The organism is Micromonospora sp. NPDC049529, assembly GCF_055586685.1.
Window position 1 is genome coordinate 111,253 of the sequence record NZ_JBVJHT010000021.1, and the last position, 20,901, is coordinate 132,153.

Annotated in this window: 15 protein-coding genes, 1 tRNA gene and 1 CRISPR repeat array (1 of these 17 only partly in view); of the genes, 8 read left to right on the forward strand and 8 right to left on the reverse strand. The window is 69.7% G+C overall.

What is annotated here, in order from left to right:
* A CRISPR array of direct repeats spans window positions 1-720; the repeat unit is 36 nt; unit sequence CCCGCAGCTCCCACCGGAGCTGCCCTTCATTGAGGC; it begins 623 nt to the left of the window's first position.
* Between the two features lie 98 nt (window positions 721-818).
* Complete coding sequence (locus tag ACZ6QQ_RS30375) at window positions 819-1,598, forward strand: SAM-dependent methyltransferase (RefSeq protein WP_465880925.1); 780 nt, start codon at window positions 819-821, stop codon at window positions 1,596-1,598.
* A gap of 108 nt (window positions 1,599-1,706) precedes the next feature.
* On the opposite strand, the gene ACZ6QQ_RS30380 is transcribed toward ACZ6QQ_RS30375, so the two are convergent.
* The gene (locus ACZ6QQ_RS30380; RefSeq protein WP_465880927.1) at window positions 1,707-2,192 is read right to left on the reverse strand and encodes an FBP domain-containing protein; all 486 of its coding nucleotides are present in this window, start codon (window positions 2,190-2,192) and stop codon (window positions 1,707-1,709) included.
* A 60-nt stretch (window positions 2,193-2,252) separates the two neighbouring features.
* Here ACZ6QQ_RS30380 and ACZ6QQ_RS30385 point away from each other — a divergent pair, with 60 nt between their 5' ends.
* The 3 genes from ACZ6QQ_RS30385 to ACZ6QQ_RS30395 all read left to right on the forward strand — a co-directional run bounded on the left by ACZ6QQ_RS30385 (window position 2,253) and on the right by ACZ6QQ_RS30395 (window position 3,872).
* Window positions 2,253-2,828, forward strand: a complete 576-nt coding sequence (locus ACZ6QQ_RS30385; RefSeq protein WP_465880928.1) for a TetR/AcrR family transcriptional regulator — start codon at window positions 2,253-2,255, stop codon at window positions 2,826-2,828.
* A gap of 260 nt (window positions 2,829-3,088) precedes the next feature.
* Window positions 3,089-3,484, forward strand: coding sequence for a hypothetical protein (locus ACZ6QQ_RS30390; RefSeq protein WP_465880930.1), 396 nt, complete (start codon window positions 3,089-3,091; stop codon window positions 3,482-3,484).
* A gap of 79 nt (window positions 3,485-3,563) precedes the next feature.
* Window positions 3,564-3,872, forward strand: a complete 309-nt coding sequence (locus ACZ6QQ_RS30395) for a hypothetical protein (RefSeq protein ID WP_465880931.1) — start codon at window positions 3,564-3,566, stop codon at window positions 3,870-3,872.
* Between the two features lie 111 nt (window positions 3,873-3,983).
* On the opposite strand, the gene ACZ6QQ_RS30400 is transcribed toward ACZ6QQ_RS30395, so the two are convergent.
* From ACZ6QQ_RS30400 to ACZ6QQ_RS30410, 3 genes are all read right to left on the reverse strand, one after another.
* Complete coding sequence (locus ACZ6QQ_RS30400; RefSeq protein WP_465880932.1) at window positions 3,984-7,817, reverse strand: nSTAND1 domain-containing NTPase; 3,834 nt, start codon at window positions 7,815-7,817, stop codon at window positions 3,984-3,986.
* Between the two features lie 270 nt (window positions 7,818-8,087).
* Window positions 8,088-9,887, reverse strand: a complete 1,800-nt coding sequence (locus ACZ6QQ_RS30405) for a peptidoglycan-binding protein (RefSeq protein ID WP_465880934.1) — start codon at window positions 9,885-9,887, stop codon at window positions 8,088-8,090.
* 59 nt (window positions 9,888-9,946) lie between these two features.
* On the reverse strand, window positions 9,947-10,960 hold the full coding sequence (locus ACZ6QQ_RS30410) for an alginate lyase family protein (RefSeq protein ID WP_465880935.1): 1,014 nt from the start codon (window positions 10,958-10,960) through the stop codon (window positions 9,947-9,949).
* Window positions 10,961-11,405: 445 nt separating this feature from the next.
* On the opposite strand from ACZ6QQ_RS30410, the gene ACZ6QQ_RS30415 reads away from it, so the two are divergent.
* Together ACZ6QQ_RS30415 and ACZ6QQ_RS30420 are read left to right on the forward strand one after the other, a co-directional pair.
* Entirely contained in the window at window positions 11,406-13,295 is a 1,890-nt protein-coding gene (locus ACZ6QQ_RS30415) for a protein kinase domain-containing protein (protein ID WP_465880936.1), read from the forward strand.
* On the forward strand, window positions 13,292-13,885 hold the full coding sequence (locus ACZ6QQ_RS30420) for an FHA domain-containing protein (protein WP_465880937.1): 594 nt from the start codon (window positions 13,292-13,294) through the stop codon (window positions 13,883-13,885). Before ACZ6QQ_RS30415 ends, ACZ6QQ_RS30420 begins: the two co-directional genes overlap by 4 nt.
* 121 nt (window positions 13,886-14,006) lie before the next feature.
* Here ACZ6QQ_RS30420 and ACZ6QQ_RS30425 read toward each other — a convergent pair whose 3' ends face one another.
* From ACZ6QQ_RS30425 to ACZ6QQ_RS30435, 3 genes are read right to left on the reverse strand one after another with little or no spacing between them, the layout of a single operon-like run.
* Complete coding sequence (locus tag ACZ6QQ_RS30425; protein ID WP_465880938.1) at window positions 14,007-15,995, reverse strand: hypothetical protein; 1,989 nt, start codon at window positions 15,993-15,995, stop codon at window positions 14,007-14,009.
* Window positions 15,992-17,146, reverse strand: coding sequence for a 5'-methylthioadenosine/S-adenosylhomocysteine nucleosidase family protein (locus ACZ6QQ_RS30430; RefSeq protein ID WP_465880939.1), 1,155 nt, complete (start codon window positions 17,144-17,146; stop codon window positions 15,992-15,994). Before ACZ6QQ_RS30430 ends, ACZ6QQ_RS30425 begins: the two co-directional genes overlap by 4 nt.
* Window positions 17,143-17,877, reverse strand: coding sequence for an NUDIX hydrolase (locus ACZ6QQ_RS30435; protein ID WP_465880941.1), 735 nt, complete (start codon window positions 17,875-17,877; stop codon window positions 17,143-17,145). The genes ACZ6QQ_RS30430 and ACZ6QQ_RS30435 overlap by 4 nt, the downstream gene beginning before the upstream one ends.
* Before the next feature lie 373 nt (window positions 17,878-18,250).
* On the opposite strand from ACZ6QQ_RS30435, the gene argS reads away from it, so the two are divergent.
* Window positions 18,251-19,969, forward strand: coding sequence for an arginine--tRNA ligase (gene argS, locus ACZ6QQ_RS30440; protein WP_465880943.1), 1,719 nt, complete (start codon window positions 18,251-18,253; stop codon window positions 19,967-19,969).
* Window positions 19,970-20,003: 34 nt separating this feature from the next.
* Here the strand turns inward: argS and ACZ6QQ_RS30445 are convergent.
* Window positions 20,004-20,076 (reverse strand) — tRNA-Gly (locus ACZ6QQ_RS30445).
* Between the two features lie 262 nt (window positions 20,077-20,338).
* On the opposite strand from ACZ6QQ_RS30445, the gene ACZ6QQ_RS30450 reads away from it, so the two are divergent.
* Window positions 20,339-20,785: an HPF/RaiA family ribosome-associated protein gene (locus tag ACZ6QQ_RS30450; RefSeq protein WP_465880944.1), complete on the forward strand. Its 447-nt coding sequence runs from the start codon at window positions 20,339-20,341 to the stop codon at window positions 20,783-20,785.
* The last annotated feature ends 116 nt before the right edge of the window (window positions 20,786-20,901 follow it).

Consider the following 20,901-nt stretch of genomic DNA (forward strand, 5'->3'; position numbering starts at 1 on the left):
CCTGGCCCACGACATCGCCTCCGCACTCAACCCGCAGCTCCCACCGGAGCTGCCCTTCATTGAGGCCCGGATGAGCGGATCGCCTGCATCCTCACGTAGCCCCCGCAGCTCCCACCGGAGCTGCCCTTCATTGAGGCACCGCAATCAACGTCAGCCACGACGGCCGTGACGACCCGCAGCTCCCACCGGAGCTGCCCTTCATTGAGGCCGGCGTGTCGCTGCTCCCGGCACGTGCGGGCGATCCCCGCAGCTCCCACCGGAGCTGCCCTTCATTGAGGCAGGGCGAGCTGACCACCCTGGTTCGCGCTGTGGCGGCCGACCCGCAGCTCCCACCGGAGCTGCCCTTCATTGAGGCGGACGCGGATGGTGCGCTGCTCGTCGCCGTAGCCGCCCGCAGCTCCCACCGGAGCTGCCCTTCATTGAGGCGTCGGCCGGCACAGCGAGGACACCATCGAGCTGCACCCGCAGCTCCCACCGGAGCTGCCCTTCATTGAGGCTTGACGGGTGGTAGTCCGGCAGCACGCGACCCGTGACCCCCGCAGCTCCCACCGGAGCTGCCCTTCATTGAGGCGTGGCGACATGGCAGGCGCAGGCGATCCGGCCCGGCCACCCGCAGCTCCCACCGGAGCTGCCCTTCATTGAGGCACGGTGCGGTTCAACGGTTGCCGCCCGGTGGCGGTCGAGCCCGCAGCTCCCACCGGAGCTGCCCTTCATTGAATCAGGCTCCAGATGAATCAGGCTCCAGGCCGAGGAAGAGCCACGCGGGCTGTCCCTGGCACGGGCTGTGCCCCACTCCACCCCTCACGGAGAGGCATCCAGTGACCGATCAGACGGCGAGTGTTTCGGAGATCTACGCCGACCTCGCTTCCGGTGAGCAGCCCGGCGTGGCCGCGAACAAGATAGTGGAGACGAACGACCGCACTCGTGGTCTCGCGCAGGCGAACCGCGCATGGCTGGAGCGGGCGGTTCGTCACCTGCTTGCGCAGGGTGTCCGGCAGTTCGTGGACATCGGGTCAGCGGCGATCGTGGGCGAGGGCAGTGTCCACGGAATCGCCCGGACGATCGTGCCCGACGCGCGGGTCGTGTATGTGGACATCAACCCGGAGGCGGTCGCCCAGCTGGCGGACGCGCTACGCGGTGACGAGCGTGCGGTGGCACTGGAGGGGGATCTGACGCAGACCGCGGAGCTGCTGCGCCGGGTGAAGGACACCGGCCTGATCGACCAGGACGAACCGGTCGGCCTGCTGCTCGCCGCGGTGCTGCACTTCGTACTCGACGACGGTGATGCCGATCGGGCGCTCGCGATGGTGCGGGAGTGGCTGCCGTCGGGGAGTTACCTGGTGATTTCCCACGGGGCGACGGAGTCGTTCACGGCGGAGGAGGTGGAGCGGTTGCGGGCGGCGTACGCGAAGACGGCGGCGGTACGGTCGACGGCGCGGACCCGAGGGCAGGTCGCCGCGTACCTCGGTGATTTTGAGCTGGTGTCACCGGGTGTGGTGTTCGTCAGCCAGTGGCGGCCCGAGCTGGTTCCGGCGGGACCGACGTTCGAGCACCCGGAGCGGTCCGGGCTACATGCTGCGGTCGGCCGCAAGGCATGACGACGGCCCCGAACACGGCCATCAACGGTACGGCGAGCACCGTCAGGCCGCTGAGGGTGGCGATCCCGACGGCGACGGGTTGATCGACGAGCGCCAGTGTCCGGTGGATCAGCCGGTCACCTGGTGCAGGAAGGCGGTGAGGTTGGCCGTCGTCCGTTCGATCTTCTCCGTGACCGTGATGGTCTCGTGGATACGCGGCCCGGCGTGCTTCTTCCCGCGCAGGTAGAGCGAGCAGGCCAGGTCGGTGCAGATGTACGAGCCCACCGAGTTGCCCTGACGCCCCTCCGGCCCGGCCTTGCGTGCCGTCATCAGCGACACGCCGTCCCCGGTGTGCGTGGTCAGGCAGAGCGAGCACATGCTGCGGCGTACGCGTCCGGTCTGCTGGGCCACCCGTAGTGCCACGCCGACCAGCCCGTTGTCGGACGAGGCGACGAGGTAGGCCCGGTCTGCGCCGGACGGGTCCCGCCAGCCGAGGAAGTCCAGGTCGGCCCAGGGGCGATCGTCCAAGTCCTTCGGCAGGGCCAGGCGCTTCGCCTCGCCCTGGGTGCAGTTGACGAAGGAGGCGCGGATGGCGGCCTCGGTCGGCGGTAGCATAGGAGCCAGCCTAATGACTCTAGGCAAATAGCCAAACCGATTAGGTGTGGAGCGGGACACATGGCACGTGCGGGGGTGACCGTCGAACGGCTGACCCTGGCCGCGGCGGAGTTGGCCGACGAGGTCGGCTTCGGGAACGTGACCGTCTCGGCGCTCGCACGTCACTTCGGCGTCAAGGACGCGAGCCTGTACGCGCACATCAGGAACGCCCACGACCTGCGGGTCAGGGTGGCGGGGCTGGCCCTGACGGAACTCGCCGACCGAGCCGGGGCGGCCCTCGCCGGTCGCGCGGGCAAGGACGCCCTGGTCGCCTTCGGTAACGCGTACCGGGACTACGCGAGGCAGCATCCGGGCCGGTACGCGGCGATGCAACTGGACCTCGATCCGGAGACGGATATCGAGGCGGTCGGCGCGGCCCGCCGGCACTCGGAGCTGACCCGGGCGATCCTGCGCGGCTACCAGCTGTCCGAACCGGACCAGACCGATGCGGTACGGCTGCTGCACGGCACCTTCCACGGCTACGTGAGCCTGGAAAGCGCGGGCGGTTTCCGTCACCACCCGCGTACGTCGGACACCTCGTGGTCCAGGGCACTGGACGCCCTCGACACGCTCCTGCGCAACTGGCCATCGGAGTGAACCCGGCACCGGCACGGATGCGGAGCTGATTCCGCAATCTTCGGGGCGCTGCTCCGACCGAAGTGTCGCGGGAGGACCGGGCCGCAATCATGCGATACGACCGTGTCGCACGCCATGGGCCTTGTCCGAGAGTGTCCGAACAACTCCTTCATCGAGTCAATCACTGTACGACCGTGTCCGAACAACTCCGATGTCCTTGTCTCGATCGCGAGCTGTCGAAAAACTCGAACCACTGACGGATCGACAGATCGGAGTTTCTCGTGGCCAAGAAAGCATTCGCTGGAGTCCTTGTGGTGGCGGCCGCCATCACGATGCTCGTGCCGGGGCAGGCCTGGGCTCGTCAGCAGGGCGATTCGACGGGGGTGACCAGGGCTTCCTGCACATTCTCCGCGCCCACACCGGGCAAGAGCGGCAGCAACGTCACCGCGACCGCGAATATCAGCGACTGCCCCAGTGGGGCAAGGTGGACCCTGACCATCCAGCGACACAGGTCGGGTCCGATCTGGCAGAACCTCGGCAACAACTGGCGTGACGGCAATGGCGGCCTCACCACTACGACCGGGTGTGGCGGCTCCGGCACGTGGACCTACCGTTCGATCCTGGAGTCCAACCAGGGACACCAGAGCGTGAGCGGACACAACCGATTCGGCTGCTAGCGTCTCTGATAGGCAATGAATGGATACGAAAAGCCAGCAGCGCCACCAATATATTCAGCTCCAGCGGAAGGGAACTCCTGTGTCACGTACCAAGAAGTTCATCGCCACCGTGCTGACCTCCCTGGCTCTTCTGGGCGGCACCGCGGCCTTCGCCGCCACGCCGGCCCAGGCCCACACCTGCCGAGGAGAGGTCTACTGGAACGCCGGTGGCGGCGGTTGCAGCTACGAGGGCCGCAGGACGCGCCTCGCCGTGCAGTGTCAGGTGATCGGGTCGTACTTCACGTACACGGTGCGTAGCTCCTGGTTCGACCGCTACGTCTCCTGGTGGGACGTCCGGTACTGCAACAGCAGCTCCCGGGCCACGAAGTCCTACATCGAGTGGGAGTAAATCAACGCGGGCCTGAGCGCCCATCCCACTACCACCAGGCCCCCGACCACACGGTCGGGGGCCGTTCTACTTCAACCGGGCAGCAGCCGACCCCGGGGTGCGCGGACCGGCTCAGCAAGGGGGGACGAAGGTCTCGTTGGGAATGTACTGGTTCCACTCCCGGACGGTGATCGCGTCGCCGGCGGTGTCGCAGACCCAGGTGGCAACCTGTTCCGGATCGAGCTCCCACAGGTGGACCCGCCGGTCCTCGCCGGCCGTGGCGAGGGTCTGTGCGGACGGCGCGAACGCCAGGGTGCGGGCTGGGCTGATCAGACCGGTCAGGGTGGCGACGACGGACGGTCGCCGAGGATCCGTGGTGTCCCAGAGCCAGACAGTGTTGTCACCGGCCGCTGCGGCGAGAGTGTGGCCGTCAGGGCCGAACGCCACCCAGTAGACGTTTCCGCTCGGCCCGGTCAGTGGTGGGTCGAGCGGAACGGCCGGCCCGCCGGAGCTGACGTCCCAGAGCCTGATCGTCCGATCCGCGCTGCCCGCCGCCAGCGTACGGCCGTCGGCGCTGAACGCGACGCTGTAGACGTAGCCGGTGAATCCCGGCAGGGCCTCGCGCTGTGACGGTCGGCTCGGATTGCTGATGTCGACCAGACGCACGGCGTTGTCCGTGCTGCCGATGGCCAGGGTCCGCCCGTCCGGGCTGACCGCGACCGCGTTGATGATCGCGTCGGTGCCCGGGATGGTGGTGCGCAGTGCCGGTGCGGCCGGATCACGGACGTCCCATACCGACACGCTGAAGTCGTCGCCGCCCGCGACCAGCAGTGTGCCGTCCGGGCTGAACGCCATTGTCTCGACCAGTTCGGTGTGGGCCGTCAACGGCGTCCCCACGACGACCGGACGCGCGGGATCACTGACGTTCCACAGATGGATCGGTCCGGTACGGGTGCCAACGGCGAGCAGTTGTCCGTCTGGGCTGAAGGTGGTCGTCGCCGCGTACGGCGCGGCAACGTCCGGGCTGGTCAGCGGTGGCCCGAGTGGCACCGGTCGGCGCGGGTCGGCCACGTCCCAGATTCGTACGGCCCGATCCCGGCTGGCTGCGGCGACAATGTCGTCCGGCCCGAAGGACACGTTGAAAATCGTGTCGGTGGCGCCGGCGAGGACCGGCCCGGGTAGGTGCCACACACGTACCGTTGCGTCGCCGCTGCCGGTGACGATGGTCCGGCCGTCGCCGCCGAACCCGAGGCCGATCACCTGGGCCGGATGGGGAAGCGTTTCGGCTATCTCGCCGGTGTCGATGTCCCACGTCAGCACGGTCTTGTCGGACGTGCCGGCGGCAAGGAGACCACTGTCCGGGCTGAACGCGACAGAGTTCACCCAGCTGGTTGGCTCCTCCATCGGCGTCGAGCGCGGCGTCGGTCGGTCCGGGCGGGAGACGTCCCACAGGCGTACGGTCGTGTCCTTGCTGCCGCTGGCCAGGGTGGTGCCGTCCGGGCTGAACGCGACCGACATGACCGCCATGGTGTGCTCGGCCAGGTCGGGGGTGATCGGGGTGGGTGTGGCCGTCTCCGCCGCGTCCCAGAGTCGGACGACGCCGGTGGCGACGCCGGCCGCGAGCAGCCGTCCGTCCGGGCTGAACGCCACCGCCTGGACGGCGCCGGGGCCGGTCAGCGCAGGCAGCGGGACGCTCCGCTCGGGCACCGAGACATCCCAGCGCCACACACTGGCATTCGCGCTGCCGGCGACCAGCTGCCGGCCGTTGGGGCTGAACGCGACGGAATAGACGGTGGCGGCGGGGCCGGACAGCGGCGCTCCCAGCATGGTCGGGCGCCGCGGATCGGTCAGGTCCCACAGGTAGATCTGTCGATCACCACCCGCGGCGGCCAGCACCCGGCCGTTCGGGCTGAATGCGACCGTGTATATGGCCGCGGTCGGCTCCGTCAGCGGCGGCCCGAGCGATGCGGGCGTGCCGGGCACACTCATTTCCCAGAGGCGAACGGTCCCGTCGGCACTGCCTGCGGCAAGCAGCCGTCGACTGGAACTGAAGACCACCGACTGGACCTCCTGGGTGAATCCTCCCAGCCGGGTCGCGGCGGGCCCGGCGTACGCGTCGAGCAGGCTGGACCGGGCCTCCGACGTCGGGGCGACCCGGTAGGCGGCCAGACTGAGCTGCCTTGCCAACGCCGGGTCGGTCTCACGGAGCCGGTTGGCGCGTCCCGCCACCAGCCGGCTGACCGCGTCCTTGCGCTGGTCGATCGCAGCCTGACGCTGGGCGTCCAGCGCAGACCGTTGATCAAGCGCGTACGCCGCCACCCCGAACAGGGTGACGGTGAGCGTGAGCAGCGCGGCGATCGACCGGTACAGCCGCCGGGTGCGGCGCTGCGCATGCCGTCCGCTGGCGTCGAGAAATTCCACGGTCTGCTGAGGCAGCTCGGAGCGCCGATGCGCGGACCAACCCTGGGCGGTAGCGAGCCGGGTGCCCTGGTAGAGGCCGTCCGGGTCGCGCCCCTCCCGATGCCACGCCGATGCGGCGGCGGTCAGCTGTGCCCTGACGACCAGACCGGCGCGGTCGGTCTCCAGCCAGCCGCGCAGCGCGGGCCATGCGGTCATCAGCGCCTCGTGGCTGACCTCGACGGTCTCGGCGTCCACGGTGATCAGTCGCTGAGCCACGAAGCAGTCGACCATGTCGGTGAGCTGGTCCGGCTCTCCGCCGGTGTCCATCACCAACTGCGTCATCGTCACCCGGCGACGCGTGTCGGCGCTGTCCGGGTTGACGTGCACCAGACTGAGAAACATGCGGCGGGCCAGCTCACGCTGGGTGGGAGCGAGGCTGCGATAGACCGCGTCCGCGCTGGTGGCCACCGCCCCGTCGATTCCGCCGGTTTCCCGATAACCCGCCACGGTCAGGCTCTTGCCCGCCTCGTGGCGCCAGGTGGCGTACAGCGCGTGGGACAGCAGCGGCAGCACGCCGGGGCCGAATCCACCGGCGGGACCGGCGCCCCGCGGCATCACGTCCCGCAGCAGCAACTCCACCAGGCCGTTCTCGATATCAACCTTCGCCTTCTGCGCCGGCTCGGTGATCGCCCGACGGAACTCGGCCTCGCTCATCGACCCCATGGTGACCTGGCCATCCCGAACCGCGGCGACCAGGTCCGGGTAGCTCAGCAGCCGGGCGTAGAAGTCGGCCCGCAGCCCCAGGACCACCAGCGCGCCCTGCGGCGGTGCGGCCAGCGCGCACAGCGCGGCGACGAAACGGGCCTGCTCGTCCTCGTCGTCACAGCTCGTGAAGACCTCCTCGAACTGGTCCACCACGAGCAGTCGGCGGCCCTCGGAAACAGCATCGTCGGCGTCGAAGGCGAGGCTCTCCAGGAGAGGCGTGCTCGGTGTGCGCAGCACCACCCGCCAGCGGTCCGAACCCGGCACCGCGCCCCGGCGGGCCGCCGGGATCATGCCCGCGCGGAGCAACGAGGACTTTCCGGAGCCCGACGGGCCGACCACCACCTGGATGCCGCCATCGGCCGCGTCGAGCGCGGCCAGCCGCTCCACGAGTTGTGCGGTCAGCGCCTCTCGACCGAAGAACCACGCGGCGTGCTCCGGCTGGAAGGTCTCCAAGCCCCGGTACGGCTCCACGACGCTTCGGGGTCCGGGGTTCTGCCGGACCCGCCGCCAGGCCCGCATCCACTCTTCGACTCCGGCGTCGTCGGTGACCCCGCAGACCCCGAGTACCGCGACGAACAACTCCTTGTTCGACGGCGACGGCCGGGACTTCCCGGTGAACCAGTCGTTGATCGTGGTGTGGCCGCCGCTCGGAAACACCGCTCCGGGCATGCGCGCCAACGCCTTTTTTGTCAGGTCCCGCACGCTCAGGTCCGTCGACTGCCACAATTCGGTCAGGGCCCGGGAAAAATCCGCCCGGGTACGGATGTGGCTCGGGTCGGGTCCTATCTGGTCAGCCGGCACGGCGCCATTGTCCGTCGGCGTCAGGTTTGCTCTGCGTAACAGTCGTGTTTCTGATAGCGAGCCTCGGCTGCCGCTGCTGTGGCCCGAATGAGGACCGGATAAAGCCGAGCGCCGGTCGGGTGGACAGCTTCGGGGGAATTGGCGGCAATCATCGGTCCAGCGAATCCCGTTCAAGCAACAATAGGGGACAACACGGAGGAGACCGTAGGCGAGCTGCCCACGGCCTCCTCCGCTTCCGTACGCAAATCCTGAAGTCCAACCGTCGCGCGGTCAGCTCCTCGGGACGCGGAGCTGGTCCCAGGAGGTCGGGCCGGGCCAGCCGTCGGCGTCGGCGCCGGTGTAGCCGAGCTTGCGCTGCCACTTGGCGAACGACTGGCGGTCGACGTCGGACCACTGGGGGCCCGGACCGACGCTGTAGAGGCCGCAGCCCTCGGCCACCAGACGGCGACCCATGTTGGTCACGACCACGCTGTTCGGGTTGGACCTGAACCAGTCCGCACCCGGATAGGCCTGGTACTGGTTGGTGTACCGGGGCACCCGGAGCTGATCCCAGGAGGACTTGCCGGGCCAACCGTCGGCGTTGGCGCCGGTGAAGCCGAGCTTCTGCTGCCAGGCCGCGTACGACTGGCGGTCGACGTCGGTCCACTGGGGACCGGCGCCGGAGGTGTACCTGCCGCAGCCCTCCGCGATGAGGCGGCGACCCATCTCGGTGACGATCGAGCTGTTCGGGTTGGCCCTGAACCAGGCCGCGCCGGGGAAGGGCTCGTAGGTGCTGCCGGCCGCGCCACCCTCCTCGTAGGGGCCGCTGCCCTGGCGCGGGACCCGTAACTGGGCCCAGGTGGTGGCGCCGGGCCAGCCGTCGGCGTCCGCACCGGAGTAGCCGAGCTTGCGCTGCCAGTTCGCGTACGACTGGCGGTCCGCCTCGCTCCACCTCGGTCCCGGCCCCGACAGGTACGCCCCGCAGCCCTCGGCGACCAGCCGTACGCCCATCGCCGTCACGATCGAGCTGTTCGGGTTGGACTGGAAGAAGGCCGCACCCGGGTACGGTTCGTAGCTGGTCGGCCCGGCCGACACACCGCCCTCGCTGGGCACCCTCAGCCGGTCCCAGGTGGTGGCGCCGGGCCAGCCGTCGGCGTCGGCGCCGGTGAAGCCGAGCTTGCGTTGCCACATCGCGTACGCGTCCTGGTCGACGTCGGACCACTGGCTGCCGGGGCCCACCCGGTACGGGTTGCAACCCTCCTGAACCAGCCGGACACCCATCGCCATGATGATGCGACTGTTCGGCCGGCCCTTGAACCACTCGGTTCCCGGGAAGGGCACGTACCCGTCGAGCGGGGCGCTGCCGCCCTGCGGGTCCAGGCTCGATCCCTGGCCGGGGATCGTCAGGCGGGTGCCGAGCACGAACGTGTAGTTCTCCAGCACGACCATCGGGATGCCGTTCGCCGCGGCCAGGGCGGACCAGGGGATGTTGAACTTCCGGGCGACCGAGCCCAGGGTTTCCCCGACCCCGGTGATGTACTCGATCGGTCCGCTGTTCCCGCCGGGTTCGAGCGCGCCGGTGTTGACCAGGTTATACAGGTGCGACCCCGGGCACGCGGTGGCGTAGCCGTCCCGGTGGCCCAGGATCTCGTTGCCGGCCCCGCCGTAGTACCGCAGGTAGGCGATGGCCTCGCGGATGCCCTGCTTCATCTCGGCGGTGGCGGCGGTGTTCCAGATACCCCAGCCGGAGGTCCCGTACCATTCGACTCCGGTGCCGACCAGCCCGAGAACGGCATAGTGGTTGCGGTTCAGGGTCTGATTGCCGTTCGCGGCGTTCTGGCGATTCTTTCCCCGGCCCTCGTAGACGTATCCGTGCCGGCAGACCGCCAGGCTGTAGCCGATGTCCGACCATCCCTGGTTCTGGTGGCCGAGTTGAACCTCCCGGACCTTGGCGTCGCAATCCTGGTGGCGCTGAATCGCGTACAGCGACCCGAGATAGTGGATTTTGACGCCCCGGTTGGACGTGATCGGCGGGTCGTCGTTCTCCCCGCGCGGACGCGCACCCCACTCGGCTCTGGTGACGAATTTCATGGCGGGACTTCTTTCTGTTCGATGACCAGTGGACGTACGGAAACGGGCGGCCGGCGCCGCTACAGGGTGTAGGCGAGCGCGCCGAGGCCCAACTGGTCGAAGCCGCCGCCCTCGGCCCGCGCCCGGTTCGCCAGGACGGCCGTGTTCGGGGCGGACAGGGCCTTGCGGGTGACGTAGTGGTTGTGGATGATCGCCCAGGCCGGGCTGGTCACCGACGTTCCCCAGGTGCCGAGCGACGGAGCCTCCGACGACGGGGTCAGCTCGTACCGGGCGATCTCCTCGCTCGCCGCGAGCAGCCGGTTGCCGTGGCTGGCGTACAGGTCGCGGCCCTGACTCCAGGCCATTTCGCAGATCGCCGCGAGCAGGCCGAGGCCGGTGACCGAGTACCGGTCGGAGTCGCCACCGTTCCACACGTACGGAATGGAGTTCATGATCCGGGGCGTGCCGCTGACGAGCGCGGTCGCCTGGTCGAACCGGGCGGCGTCGTCCCCGAAGACACCGATCGCCAGCACCGAGGCGATGTGGGACAGTTCCCAGTTCGTGGCGTACGCCGGCCCGCAGGAATCGAACGCCGCCGCCAGGTACGCCTCGCTGGCCGGCAGGAAGACGCTGTTCAGCATCGTGCCGAAGCGGGTCCGGTCGAACCCCGCATAGTCGCGGACGATCTCGGCGGCGTTCGCGAGCAGGAAGCCGTGAATGCCCGCCGTCTGCCCGAGCAACGGTGTGCCGGAGACCGACGTCAGCGTCTGTGACCAGGCGTTGAGGATGTTCCGGGCGGTGTCCGCGTGGGCGGCGGTCCCGGTGAGCTTCCACAGCAGCGCGTTCTGGTACGCGGCGTGCGCGTCGTCGAGCAACTGGGCGAAGTTCTCGCCGGAGCCGCCGACGTTCAGGGCGGCGACCGGCCGGGCCGACCAGTCGGCGCGGGAGCGCGCGTCGGCCTTCACCGCGGTCCACCCGGCCGCCCAGGGCGCCGTCGTCGCGGTGGTCCTGGTCTTCAGCTCGGTGAGACCCGCACCGGTGTGGAGCAGGCCCGGATGCGCGAAGGCCGCGGCGTACGCCGGCGTTGCCGTCATCGTGCCCAGAAGGCCCGTGGCGCTCGCCCCGGCGCCGACGAGCGCCACATTCCGGATGAACGTTCTGCGGCTGGATTGACTCGTGACCGGATCAAATGACATGACCATTTCCTTCAGGCAGGGAAGGTCACCGCGTCGACGGAGTCGAGACAGAATGGTGAACTGCCGGAACGCGGTGGGGCTTCGTGTGGGGCCTGTTATGTGGGCGACCCAAATCTAAGTGGCGATTCGGGCGGGATCCAGGGGTGGGGAGGTAAAGCTCCCCCTTTCGGCACCTACTGTCATCCGCGATCGGCGGGTGTGCTGAATGGCACGAGATCACGCAACGGGGAAGACATTCGAGGGGGCAGGTGGCCCGGCGGACAGAGGGGACCGCCGGGCCACGCACCGTCGTGGCGGCAGCCCGTCGGGGCGCTGACGTACCCCTCGGTCATAATGACCGACGATGATCCACAATGAGGGGACGGCGGCGCCTCACCGCCCCGGGTCGACCGCCGACGGTCAGGGGCTGGACCTCGGTGTCGCCGGGTGCACCAACGCGGTGGAGGTCGGCCGGGGCGGCTTCGGCATCGTCTACCGCGCCTGGCAGCCGGACTTCCACCGCTGGGTAGCGGTCAAGATCCTCGCGGGGGACTGGCACGGCCCGTCCCGAATCCGCTTCGAGCGGGAGCTGAAGACGCTGGGCCGGCTCTCGGACCATCCGCACATCGTCACGCTGCACCAGGCCGGCCGTACCGTCGCCGGCAACCCGTACCTGCTGATGGCGTACGAGGAGGGCGGCTCGCTGGCCGACCGGCTGGCAGCCAGGGGCGCGGCGGCCGGGCCCGGCGCGGACGTCGCCGAGCCCTCGTGGGTCGAGGCGGTGGCCGGCGGGATCGCGGTCGCCGGTGCCCTGGCGACCGCGCACCGGGCCGGCGTGCTGCACCGCGACGTCAAACCCGCCAACATCCTCATCTCGCGGTACGGCGAGCCGAAGCTGGCCGACTTCGGCCTCGCCCGACCGCGCACCGGGGCGACCGACGCGGGCCGTCGGCGGGTCACCGCGAGCCTGCCGCACGCCGCGCCGGAGGTCCTGCGCGGCGAACCGCCCTCGGTGCGTTCGGACGTCTACGCCCTCGCCTCGACGGTGCTGCACTGGATTCGCGGCAGGCCGGCGTTCACCGGCGAGACCGAGGCCGAGCTGCTTCGGCGGATCGCCACCGACCCGGTACCCGACCTGCGCCCCGACGGCGTGCCCGACGCGGTCTGCGCGGCCCTGGAACGGGCCATGGCAAAGGACGCGGCCCGGCGGCACCCGACCGTCGCGGCCTTCGCCGAAGAGCTACGACAGGTGCAACGGACGACGGGTCACCCGGTGACACCCTTCGTCCTCGGCACGGAAACAGTCGCGGCAACGGGTGCCGGAGCCGGCACGGGCACCGCCGCGGTCACGGGCGGCGCAGACCCGGTCCGGCGCCGCTTCTCGCTGGCCGCCCGCCGGGCCGCCCTCGCCCCGGACCTCACGGCCACCGTCGCACGGCAGACACGGACACGCGCAAGCACGCTGGCCCGTACCATCGGGGCGCTGGTCGCCGGGGTGTCGGTGCTGGTCGTCACCGGATCGGCGGCCCTGCCCCCGGCGGCCCGGGTCGCGATCCCGGTCGAGTTGGCCGTGGGGGAGCAGGAGGTCCACGCCCCGTCGGACGAGCACGCGGTGAGCATCCGCAACGACGGGGACCGGGAGGTCCGGCTGACCGGGGTGGCACCCGCCGGTCGGCACGCCGGCGACCTGCGGGTGACCAACGAGGGGTGCACCGCCCGCAGGCTGGCCCCCGGGCAACGGTGCGAGGTGCGGGTCGTCTTCACGCCCCAGGGACCCGGGGCGCGGACGGCGCTGCTGGCGGTGACCGTCGCCGGCAGCGCGGCACCGCTGACCGTGCGGGTGGTGGGCACCGGCCGGTCCCGTCCGGCCAGCAAGGACGGTGCCCCGCCGGGCCGCTGTTACGACGACGCCGTCCAGGTCGGGCCGTCCGCCTACACGTACGCGGGTGGGCTGCGCACCCTGTCCGTGAAGCAGTACTGGTCGCCGACGTGCCGGGCGACGATGGCGTACGTCTGGCTGTGGAAGCAGTACCGGGACAACGCGGCCCTCGACGGCGGCACCTGGTTGGTGGACCTGGCGGTCCGCCAGGTCACCGGTGGTGGTGAGGCGCGGCAGCGGACGCAGGGGCAGCCGTACGAACTGTGGACCGAGCCGTTGACCGCAGGTGGTGGCTGCACGGTGGCGACGGCGACCGTGACGCACCGGCTCACCGGCGATTCGATGACGGCCACCACCGGGCCGTACTGCGGGTGAGCACGGGCGGGTACTTCGAGGTCCACCTGGCCGGGGCGGTACGCCTGGTGCCGCTGACCACGGACGCGCTCACCATCGGGCGGGCACCGGGCAACGAGGTGACCATCGACAGCAAAGAGGTGTCCCGGCTGCACGCCCTGGTCGAGCGGTTCCCGGCCGGCTGGTCGATCCGGGACCTGGGCAGCACGAACGGCACCACGGTCAACGGCGCCCCGGTGCGCCCGGCGCAGATCCTGCGCGACGGGGACCGGGTCGGGGTCGGCGCCGCCCGGCTGGTGTTCCACGCACCGTCCGGCCGCAGCGGTACGTCCACCGTCGGCGTCGAGCCACCGCCCCCACCACCGGCACTGACGCCCCGCGAACAGGAGGTGATGACGGAACTCTGCCGGCCGTACGTGCTGGGCGGAACGCCGTACCCCGAGCCGCCGACCGTGCGGACGATCGCCGCCTCGCTGCACATCACCGAGAGCGCGGTGAAGAAGCACCTCTCCCGGCTGTACGACAAGTTCGGCCTGACCGGCAACGACGACCGGCGGCGGTCCCGCCTGGCCGGCGAGGCCGTCCGCCGCGGAGCCGTCCGCCCCGGCTGACCGGCCCGGTCCGAGTGCCCATGGCCAGTGCGGGCGCAGTACGGGTCAACGCAGGTCAGCCTGCACAGCATGACGTCCGGGCCGGCTCACGTCGGGCCGGCCCGGACGCCGTACGAACGGGTCAATTGATGAGTCTGCGGACGGCGTCGGTCAGGTCGTCGAGCCGTTCGTCGGCCCGCCGGTGCCGGTGCCCGATCCACTCCTTGCCCTCGGCGGCAACGCCCTCGAGGACGTTCAGGGTGTGGGTGAGGCCGGACGCGTCCAGCGCGACCTGCGACAGGGTCAGCGGGTCTTCGCCCGGTTGCATACCCTCGATGGTTGATTCGGTTACCCGGGCCCGAATGGGGTCACCGCTGATGAGCGTGAGTTCGAATGTCTGCTGTTGGCTCGCGACGCCGTCGATGCGTACGGCGGCAACGGCCTCGAAGCGGTAGTTCAGCCGTTGCGTCCTGTGGGACGTACCCTGCTCGAAGTCGAGGTCGATGTCCACCTGGCGCACCCCGTCGGCGGTCAACAGGAAGAGCAGCAGGCGGTACACCGAGTAACGCCACGGTCCGTGGGGAACCCGGGCCCGCTTGTAGGACTTGGCGGGCGCCTCGATGAAGGCGTGCGCGATCACATGGCTCGGATTGAGTCGATAGTGCCGCATCACCTCGTCGACGAGGATCTTGCGATCACACTCCAACCAGGAGGCCATTTCCGCATCGGTCGGCTTGCGTGACAGCCTCCGCTGCCAGCGGTCGAACGCCGCCTGCCGCTTCGCAAACTGGTGATCCCGCTCCACCTCGTCCGCCTTCACCCGGCGCCACTCGCCGCTGATCCGGAACCAGGCCCTCCCGCCGGCCACGCCACAGATCAGGGCGAGCAGGATCGACACTGATCCGACCGAGGGTGAGGTCGTCATCGCCGCCGGTGCCACCCACATACTCGCCACAGCGGTGGTCACCAGCCCTCCCCAGTAGAGGATCCGTGTCCTGAACGGCGTACGGAGTTCGGCGCGGTACGCCTGCAGGGTGCCCTTGTCCCAGCGCTGCCGTACGTCGCCCACCAGGTGGCGGACCAGCCAGCCGATCCTGTCGGCGTCGATCCTCGACTCTCGGTAGATTTCCACGAGCTCGTCCCGCAGGTGGCTGCGGATTCCCGCCGTCGCGGCCAGCCAGTCCGAGCGCTCCGTCTCCTGGGGCACGTACCGGGCGAAGTACCGGTCGAACAACCGGTCCACCTTGCGGGCGAAGCCGCCGTTCGGCGCCTCTGCCGTGGGCTCGTGAACCGGGCTGAACTCCGCTTCCTTCGTACGCAGACGCTCCCGCCGGTAGTGCCGGTCGGTTCCACCCACCACGATGCCGGCGACTCCCGACGCCACCAGGAGGTAGGCGAGCATCGGTGGCCACGTGCCGTTTCGTATCGTCAGCCACCCGACGGTGGCTATGTTGATCAGGAAGATCGCCGTGCCGCCGATCCCTCGCAGCCAGTCGGCGACGGGAATCGAGACTGGCTGGACGGGGCGGACCCGCGCCGGCGCGGGGGAGGGCTGGAAGAACATCCAGACGCGCTCGCGCCTCTCGCCGGTGTACTGCCCCTGTCGGGCCCGATCGACGGATCGGCGCCAGATTTGCTCTTCAATCGCCCCGTCGAGCAGCACTCCGAGATGGTCGAGAATCTTGTCGCGCTGTCGCGGCTTGAGCGCGTCGAGCTCCTTGACCGCCAGGTCGTGGTCCGTCGTGTCCGAGGAGGTGAGCAGCCGCAGGACCGATCGCAGGCCCGCGCTCCACTCACCGTCGCCATCCAGCCGGGTGATGCGACCGCAGATGGCGGCGAGGTGGTCGAACTCCTCGTTGCCCAACTGGCGCAACGTACGCCCGCTCAACAGGGCGAGCAGTTGGTGGAACCGCGCCTCGTCGGTCTGGTACCCCTGGGCCACGGCCCGCTCGATGTGTTCCCGAGCCTCGCCCGGCATGCGGGCGTCGAGATAGGCGACTCCGACCCGGAACCTCTGTGCGGCCGAGGCTCCCGGCGGGAGTTGGTAGATGACGTCGCCGTGGATCGTCTGCGCCTGCACACCGACCTGGGCATCGCCCTGGGCGACGTTGTTCGAGTTCGGCATCGTCATGACAGGCTCCTGGCGACGGCGATGATCGCGGCCAGCCTCGCCGCCAGTTCCGTCACGTCGGCCACCAGCCCACGCAGACGTTTGAGTGGCAACATCAGGGCGGCGCGGCTCTGCGGTGTGTCCTGGCCAAGACAGTCGGCGGCGGCGTCCAACTCCTGCTCCGCTGCTGTGTAGGTCGCCTCGTCCAACTGGCCGTCCCGATGCGCCCGCTTGAGCAGATCCCGCAGATCCGCGAGCCCCGCCGAGAGGTCGATCGACCGCTCCGGTGTGGCGCCGTGGGTGAGGTTGCCGTAGACCTGTCCGGCCTGCACTCCCACCCGCGCGTTGCCGGTGGCGATGTTGCTGTTCGTTGTACCCATCTGTGTCCGTCCGTCCCTCTGCGCCGTACCCGCCTGTTGGGCCGCGCCGTCGGCGGCCAGCTCCTGTGCCAGGGCGGTCGCGAACGCGGCCGCGTTCGCGACCGCGCGCGGTTGCCAGTTCTCCCCGTCGGTGACCGTCTTGCTGCCGTCGGCCCGGTCGCTGATGCCGCGTACGACGACCACCGGCAGCGCACGGTTGAGGTGGCCCGCCTGGGCGACGCCGGCGGCCTCCATCTCTATCGCCAGCGCGTCGTTGTAGTGCTGCCGTACCCATCGGGCCTGTTCGGAGACCGTGGAGTCCTGTACGACCTCGCCCGCGGCTATCGGCCCGAAGTGCACGCGGGGTGCGTCGCCCGCGCCGAGGCCGTACGCCCATTCGCCGCTGCGTGCCAGGTGTTGTGCGATCTGGCCGGCGCCGTGCGGGATTTCCCACACCCTCGGCCGGGCCTTGAGACCGTCGTCCTCACTCGTGCCGCCGTGGTACGCGTAGACCTGTGAGGCCACCACGACATCGCCGAGTTGAACCTTGGGCCACAGGGCACCCGCGACACCGACGAAGAGCACCGCGGCCGGGGAGAATTCGGCGATAGCGCGTTCGGCGAGCACCGCCGAGGGATGGTTACCCTTGCCCACCAGGCCGAGTGCCACCCGGCAGTCGTGCCGATCGAGCCGGCCGATTTCGAATCGCGTACCGGCGGCATGGAGGTGTACCCGTAGATCGGTCAGCCTGCTGCGGACCGCCTCGTACTCCAGGTTCAGAGCCGTGAGAATCACGACGAGGTTGCTGTTCATACTTCTGCGCTCTCCTTGTCTGTCTGCGTGGTTGGTCGCAACATCGGGGGGTGCAGCTTCCTGAGTGAGCCGGGGCGGAACAGTCGGGCGGGGCGGCCGGTCTCGGTCTTCCGGCTCGGGCCGGCGGGGACGATGAAGCCGGCAACGCTCTGAACTTTGCGGTAGAAGTTCCGGGGGTCGAGGCGTACGCCCCAGACCGCCTCGTAGACCTCCTGCAGCTCGACGATCGTGAACGTGGGGCCGCAGAAGGCTGTCGCGAGCGCGGAATGCTCCAACTTGGCGCGGGCGCGCTCGACGCCGTCGGCGACGATCGTTCGATGGTCGAAGGCGAGCTGGTTCCCGCCCGCGAGTGCGTGGTCGGTGGGGATCCAGAACGCGGCGGCGGCGTCGGTGCCGGCGACCGGTTCGGGTAGTCGGGGCGCGATGGCGAGGTACGCGACCGATATGACGCGCCCTCTGGGGTCGCGCCCCGGCGTGCCGTACACGCCCAGCTGTTCGAGGTGCAGGTGGTCGGCATCGAGCCCGGCCTCCTCGAGGAGTTCCCGGTGGGCCGCTGCCGGGAGGTCCTCGCCGGCGTCGCTCAGGAAGCCGCCGGGGAGCGCGAGCATGCCCCGGTACGGCTCGATGCCGCGCTGCACGAGGAGCACCCGGAGGCGGGCTTCGCGCAGGGTGAGGATCACGAGGTCCACCGCGAGGAGGACGGTGGGAGGAACCCAGGGATCGTCGGACATGCATGCACCATAGACTTATTGTCAATCTGACAGGAAGCCCTTTGACGTGCCGATTTTTTATGAAGATCCAGGTCGGGTGAGGGTGACGTACGGACGGAACGCCGGACCGATATTCCGAGAGGGATCGTCTGTGGCCCGGTACGCTGCCTTCCGTGACCAGTTCCGGCATCCGGGTTGCCCTCGCGTCCGCCCCGACGCGACGCGAGCGAACCTCGGCTCGTCTGCGAGCCGTACGAACCGCCTGAGCTGACATCTGTCACCGGCGGATCGATCCGCCGGTGGTGCCGTTGCCGATCGATCCGCTCCCCGAACAGTTCCCGGAGGATCCGTGTCCCTGACGGGCCGGATCGGAGCGAGATTGGCGTACCCGATCATGGATCTTGAGAGGTTGCTGGCCGACCGGCTGGCCCCGGCGTTCACGGCGGTGGCCGGCGGCCCGGTCGATCCGGTCGTGCGGCGGTCGCAGCACGCGGACTTCCAGTCCGACGCCGCGTTGTCCCTGGCCCGCCGGCTCGGCCGCCCGCCGCGCGACATCGCCACCGAGGTCCTCGACCGGGCGGCGTTGGCCGACCTCTGCTCGGCCGTCGAGGTGTCCGGACCGGGGTTCATCAACCTGACGGTCGCCGACCCGACGCTCGGCTCGCTGGTGTCCACGATGGCCGCCGACGCCCGGCTCGGTGTCCCGCCGAGCGCGACCCCCGAGACGGTGGTGATCGACTACTCGGCGCCGAACGTGGCGAAGGAGATGCACGTGGGCCACCTCCGGTCGACCGTGATCGGTGACGCCGCCGTACGGCTGCTGGAGTGGCTCGGGCACCGGGTGATCAAGGCCAACCACCTGGGCGACTGGGGCACCCCGTTCGGCATGCTCATCGAGCACCTGCTCGACCTGGGCGAGTCGGCCGCCGCCCACGAACTGTCCGTCGGTGACCTGGACTCGTTCTACCGGGCGGCGAGGGTCAAGTTCGACGCCGACGACACGTTCAGGGAGCGGGCCAGGCTCCGGGTGGTCGCCCTGCAGAGCGGTGACGAGCTGACCCTGCGGCTGTGGCGGCTGCTCGTCGCGGAGTCGGAGAGGTACTTCCTGACCGTGTACGAGCAACTCGGCGTCCTGCTCACGGAGAAGGACTTCTACGGCGAGAGCCGTTACAACAGCATGCTCGCCCCGGTGACCGACGAACTGGACCGGCTCGGGCTGCTGCGCGACAGCGGCGACGCCGCCTGCGTCTTCCCCGAGGGCTTCACCGGACGGGACGGGCAGCCGCTACCGATCATCGTACGGAAACGCGACGGCGGGTACGGCTACGGCGCCACCGACCTCGCCGCGATCCGCCACCGGACCCGCGATCTCGGCGCCACCCGGCTGCTCTACGTCGTCGGCCTGCCGCAACGGCAGCACTTCGAGATGGTGTACGCGGTCGCCCGCGAGGCCGGCTGGCTACGCCCGCCCGCGCACGCCGAACACATCGGCTTCGGCTCGATCCTCGGCTCGGACGGCAGGATGCTGCGCAGCCGGGCCGGCGGCTCGATCAAACTTGTCGGACTGCTCGACGAGGCCATCACCAGGGCCGCCGAGCTGGCCCGGCAGAAGAACCCCGACCTGCCCGAGGCGACCATTGCCGAGGTCGCGCACGCGGTCGGTATCGGTGCGATCAAGTACGCCGACCTCTCCACCGACCGGATCAAGGACTACGTCTTCGACTGGCACCGGATGCTCTCCCTCGACGGCAACACCGCCCCGTACCTCCAGTACGCCCACGCCCGGATCCGGTCCATTTTCCGCCGGGCCGGGATCGAGCGGTTCACCGCGAGCCCGATCACGGTCGGGCACCCGGCCGAGCACGCTCTCGCGATCGAGTTGGTCAACTTCGGTGCCGTCGTCACCGGCGTCGAGCGGACCCTCGAATTCCACCGCCTCGCCGGTTACCTGCACAGCCTCGCGGCGACCTTCAGTGGCTTCTACGAAAACTGCCCGGTCCTGCGGGCCGAAGGTGGGGTACGTGACAGCCGGCTGGCGCTGTGTGATCTCACCGCGCGGGTCCTGCGGCAGGGTCTGCACCTGCTCGGGATCAACACCCCGGACCGTATGTAGCCGCTGCGCGCGGCGGCGGACCGGGGGCGGGAAGAGCGGACGACGGGACTCGAACCCGCGACCCTCACCTTGGCAAGGTGATGCGCTACCAACTGCGCTACGTCCGCAAACAGCCGTCGGTACGACTCAACGGCGAGATTGAACCTACCAGGACGGCTCCGGCCGCATCAAACAGGTTCCGGGTGTGCCGACGGACGCCCGTCACGGGTAGGGGTCGGCACACCCGTTTGCCGGGGGACACCGGCTGGGTATGAGCTGATCAACCGCGAGACACGACACACGTGGTCGAATCGGAGGATCAGCGCATATGTTGAACAGCAGCCTGTCCCGTACTTCCGGATCCGTCCGCCCGGCGATCGGGGTACGGCGATGAGCACCCAGGCGAATCCGGCGACGGTTGACGACTGCCTGCGGGTCGGCACCGGCTTCTCCCAGGGCGACCGGAACTGGATCGTCGAGCAGTTCGCCACCCTGGACGCGCGGCTGGCCACCTTCGCCGCCGACCGGACCGAACTTGAGGTGTCGGTCAAGGACCGGGCTGCCCGTGGACAGAAGGTCACCCTGGAGTGCTGGGTCGCCGGTCGACAGAAGATCGTCACGACCTCGGCCGAGGAGGACCTGCACACCGCCCTCAACGACGTACGCGACGACCTGCGTCGGCGGCTCAACGACGCGAAGACCCGGCAGGAGCCCCGGCACAACCGCCACCTGCGGGAGACAGGGCTGCCGGACCCGGCCGCCGTCGACGGGGAGTTGCTCGACTGGGACCAGCCGACCGGTGAGCCGGACCCGGTGCAGTCCGACGCCCGGACCTGACCCGCCGTAGTTCTGCCCGTCGTCCCGCCAGCTAAACCCACTCAAAGGTGTTGTGTCTGAGTCCTGAAAACGGGAAGGAAATCATTCATCCCCCATTCATTCATAGCGAGTTCGGG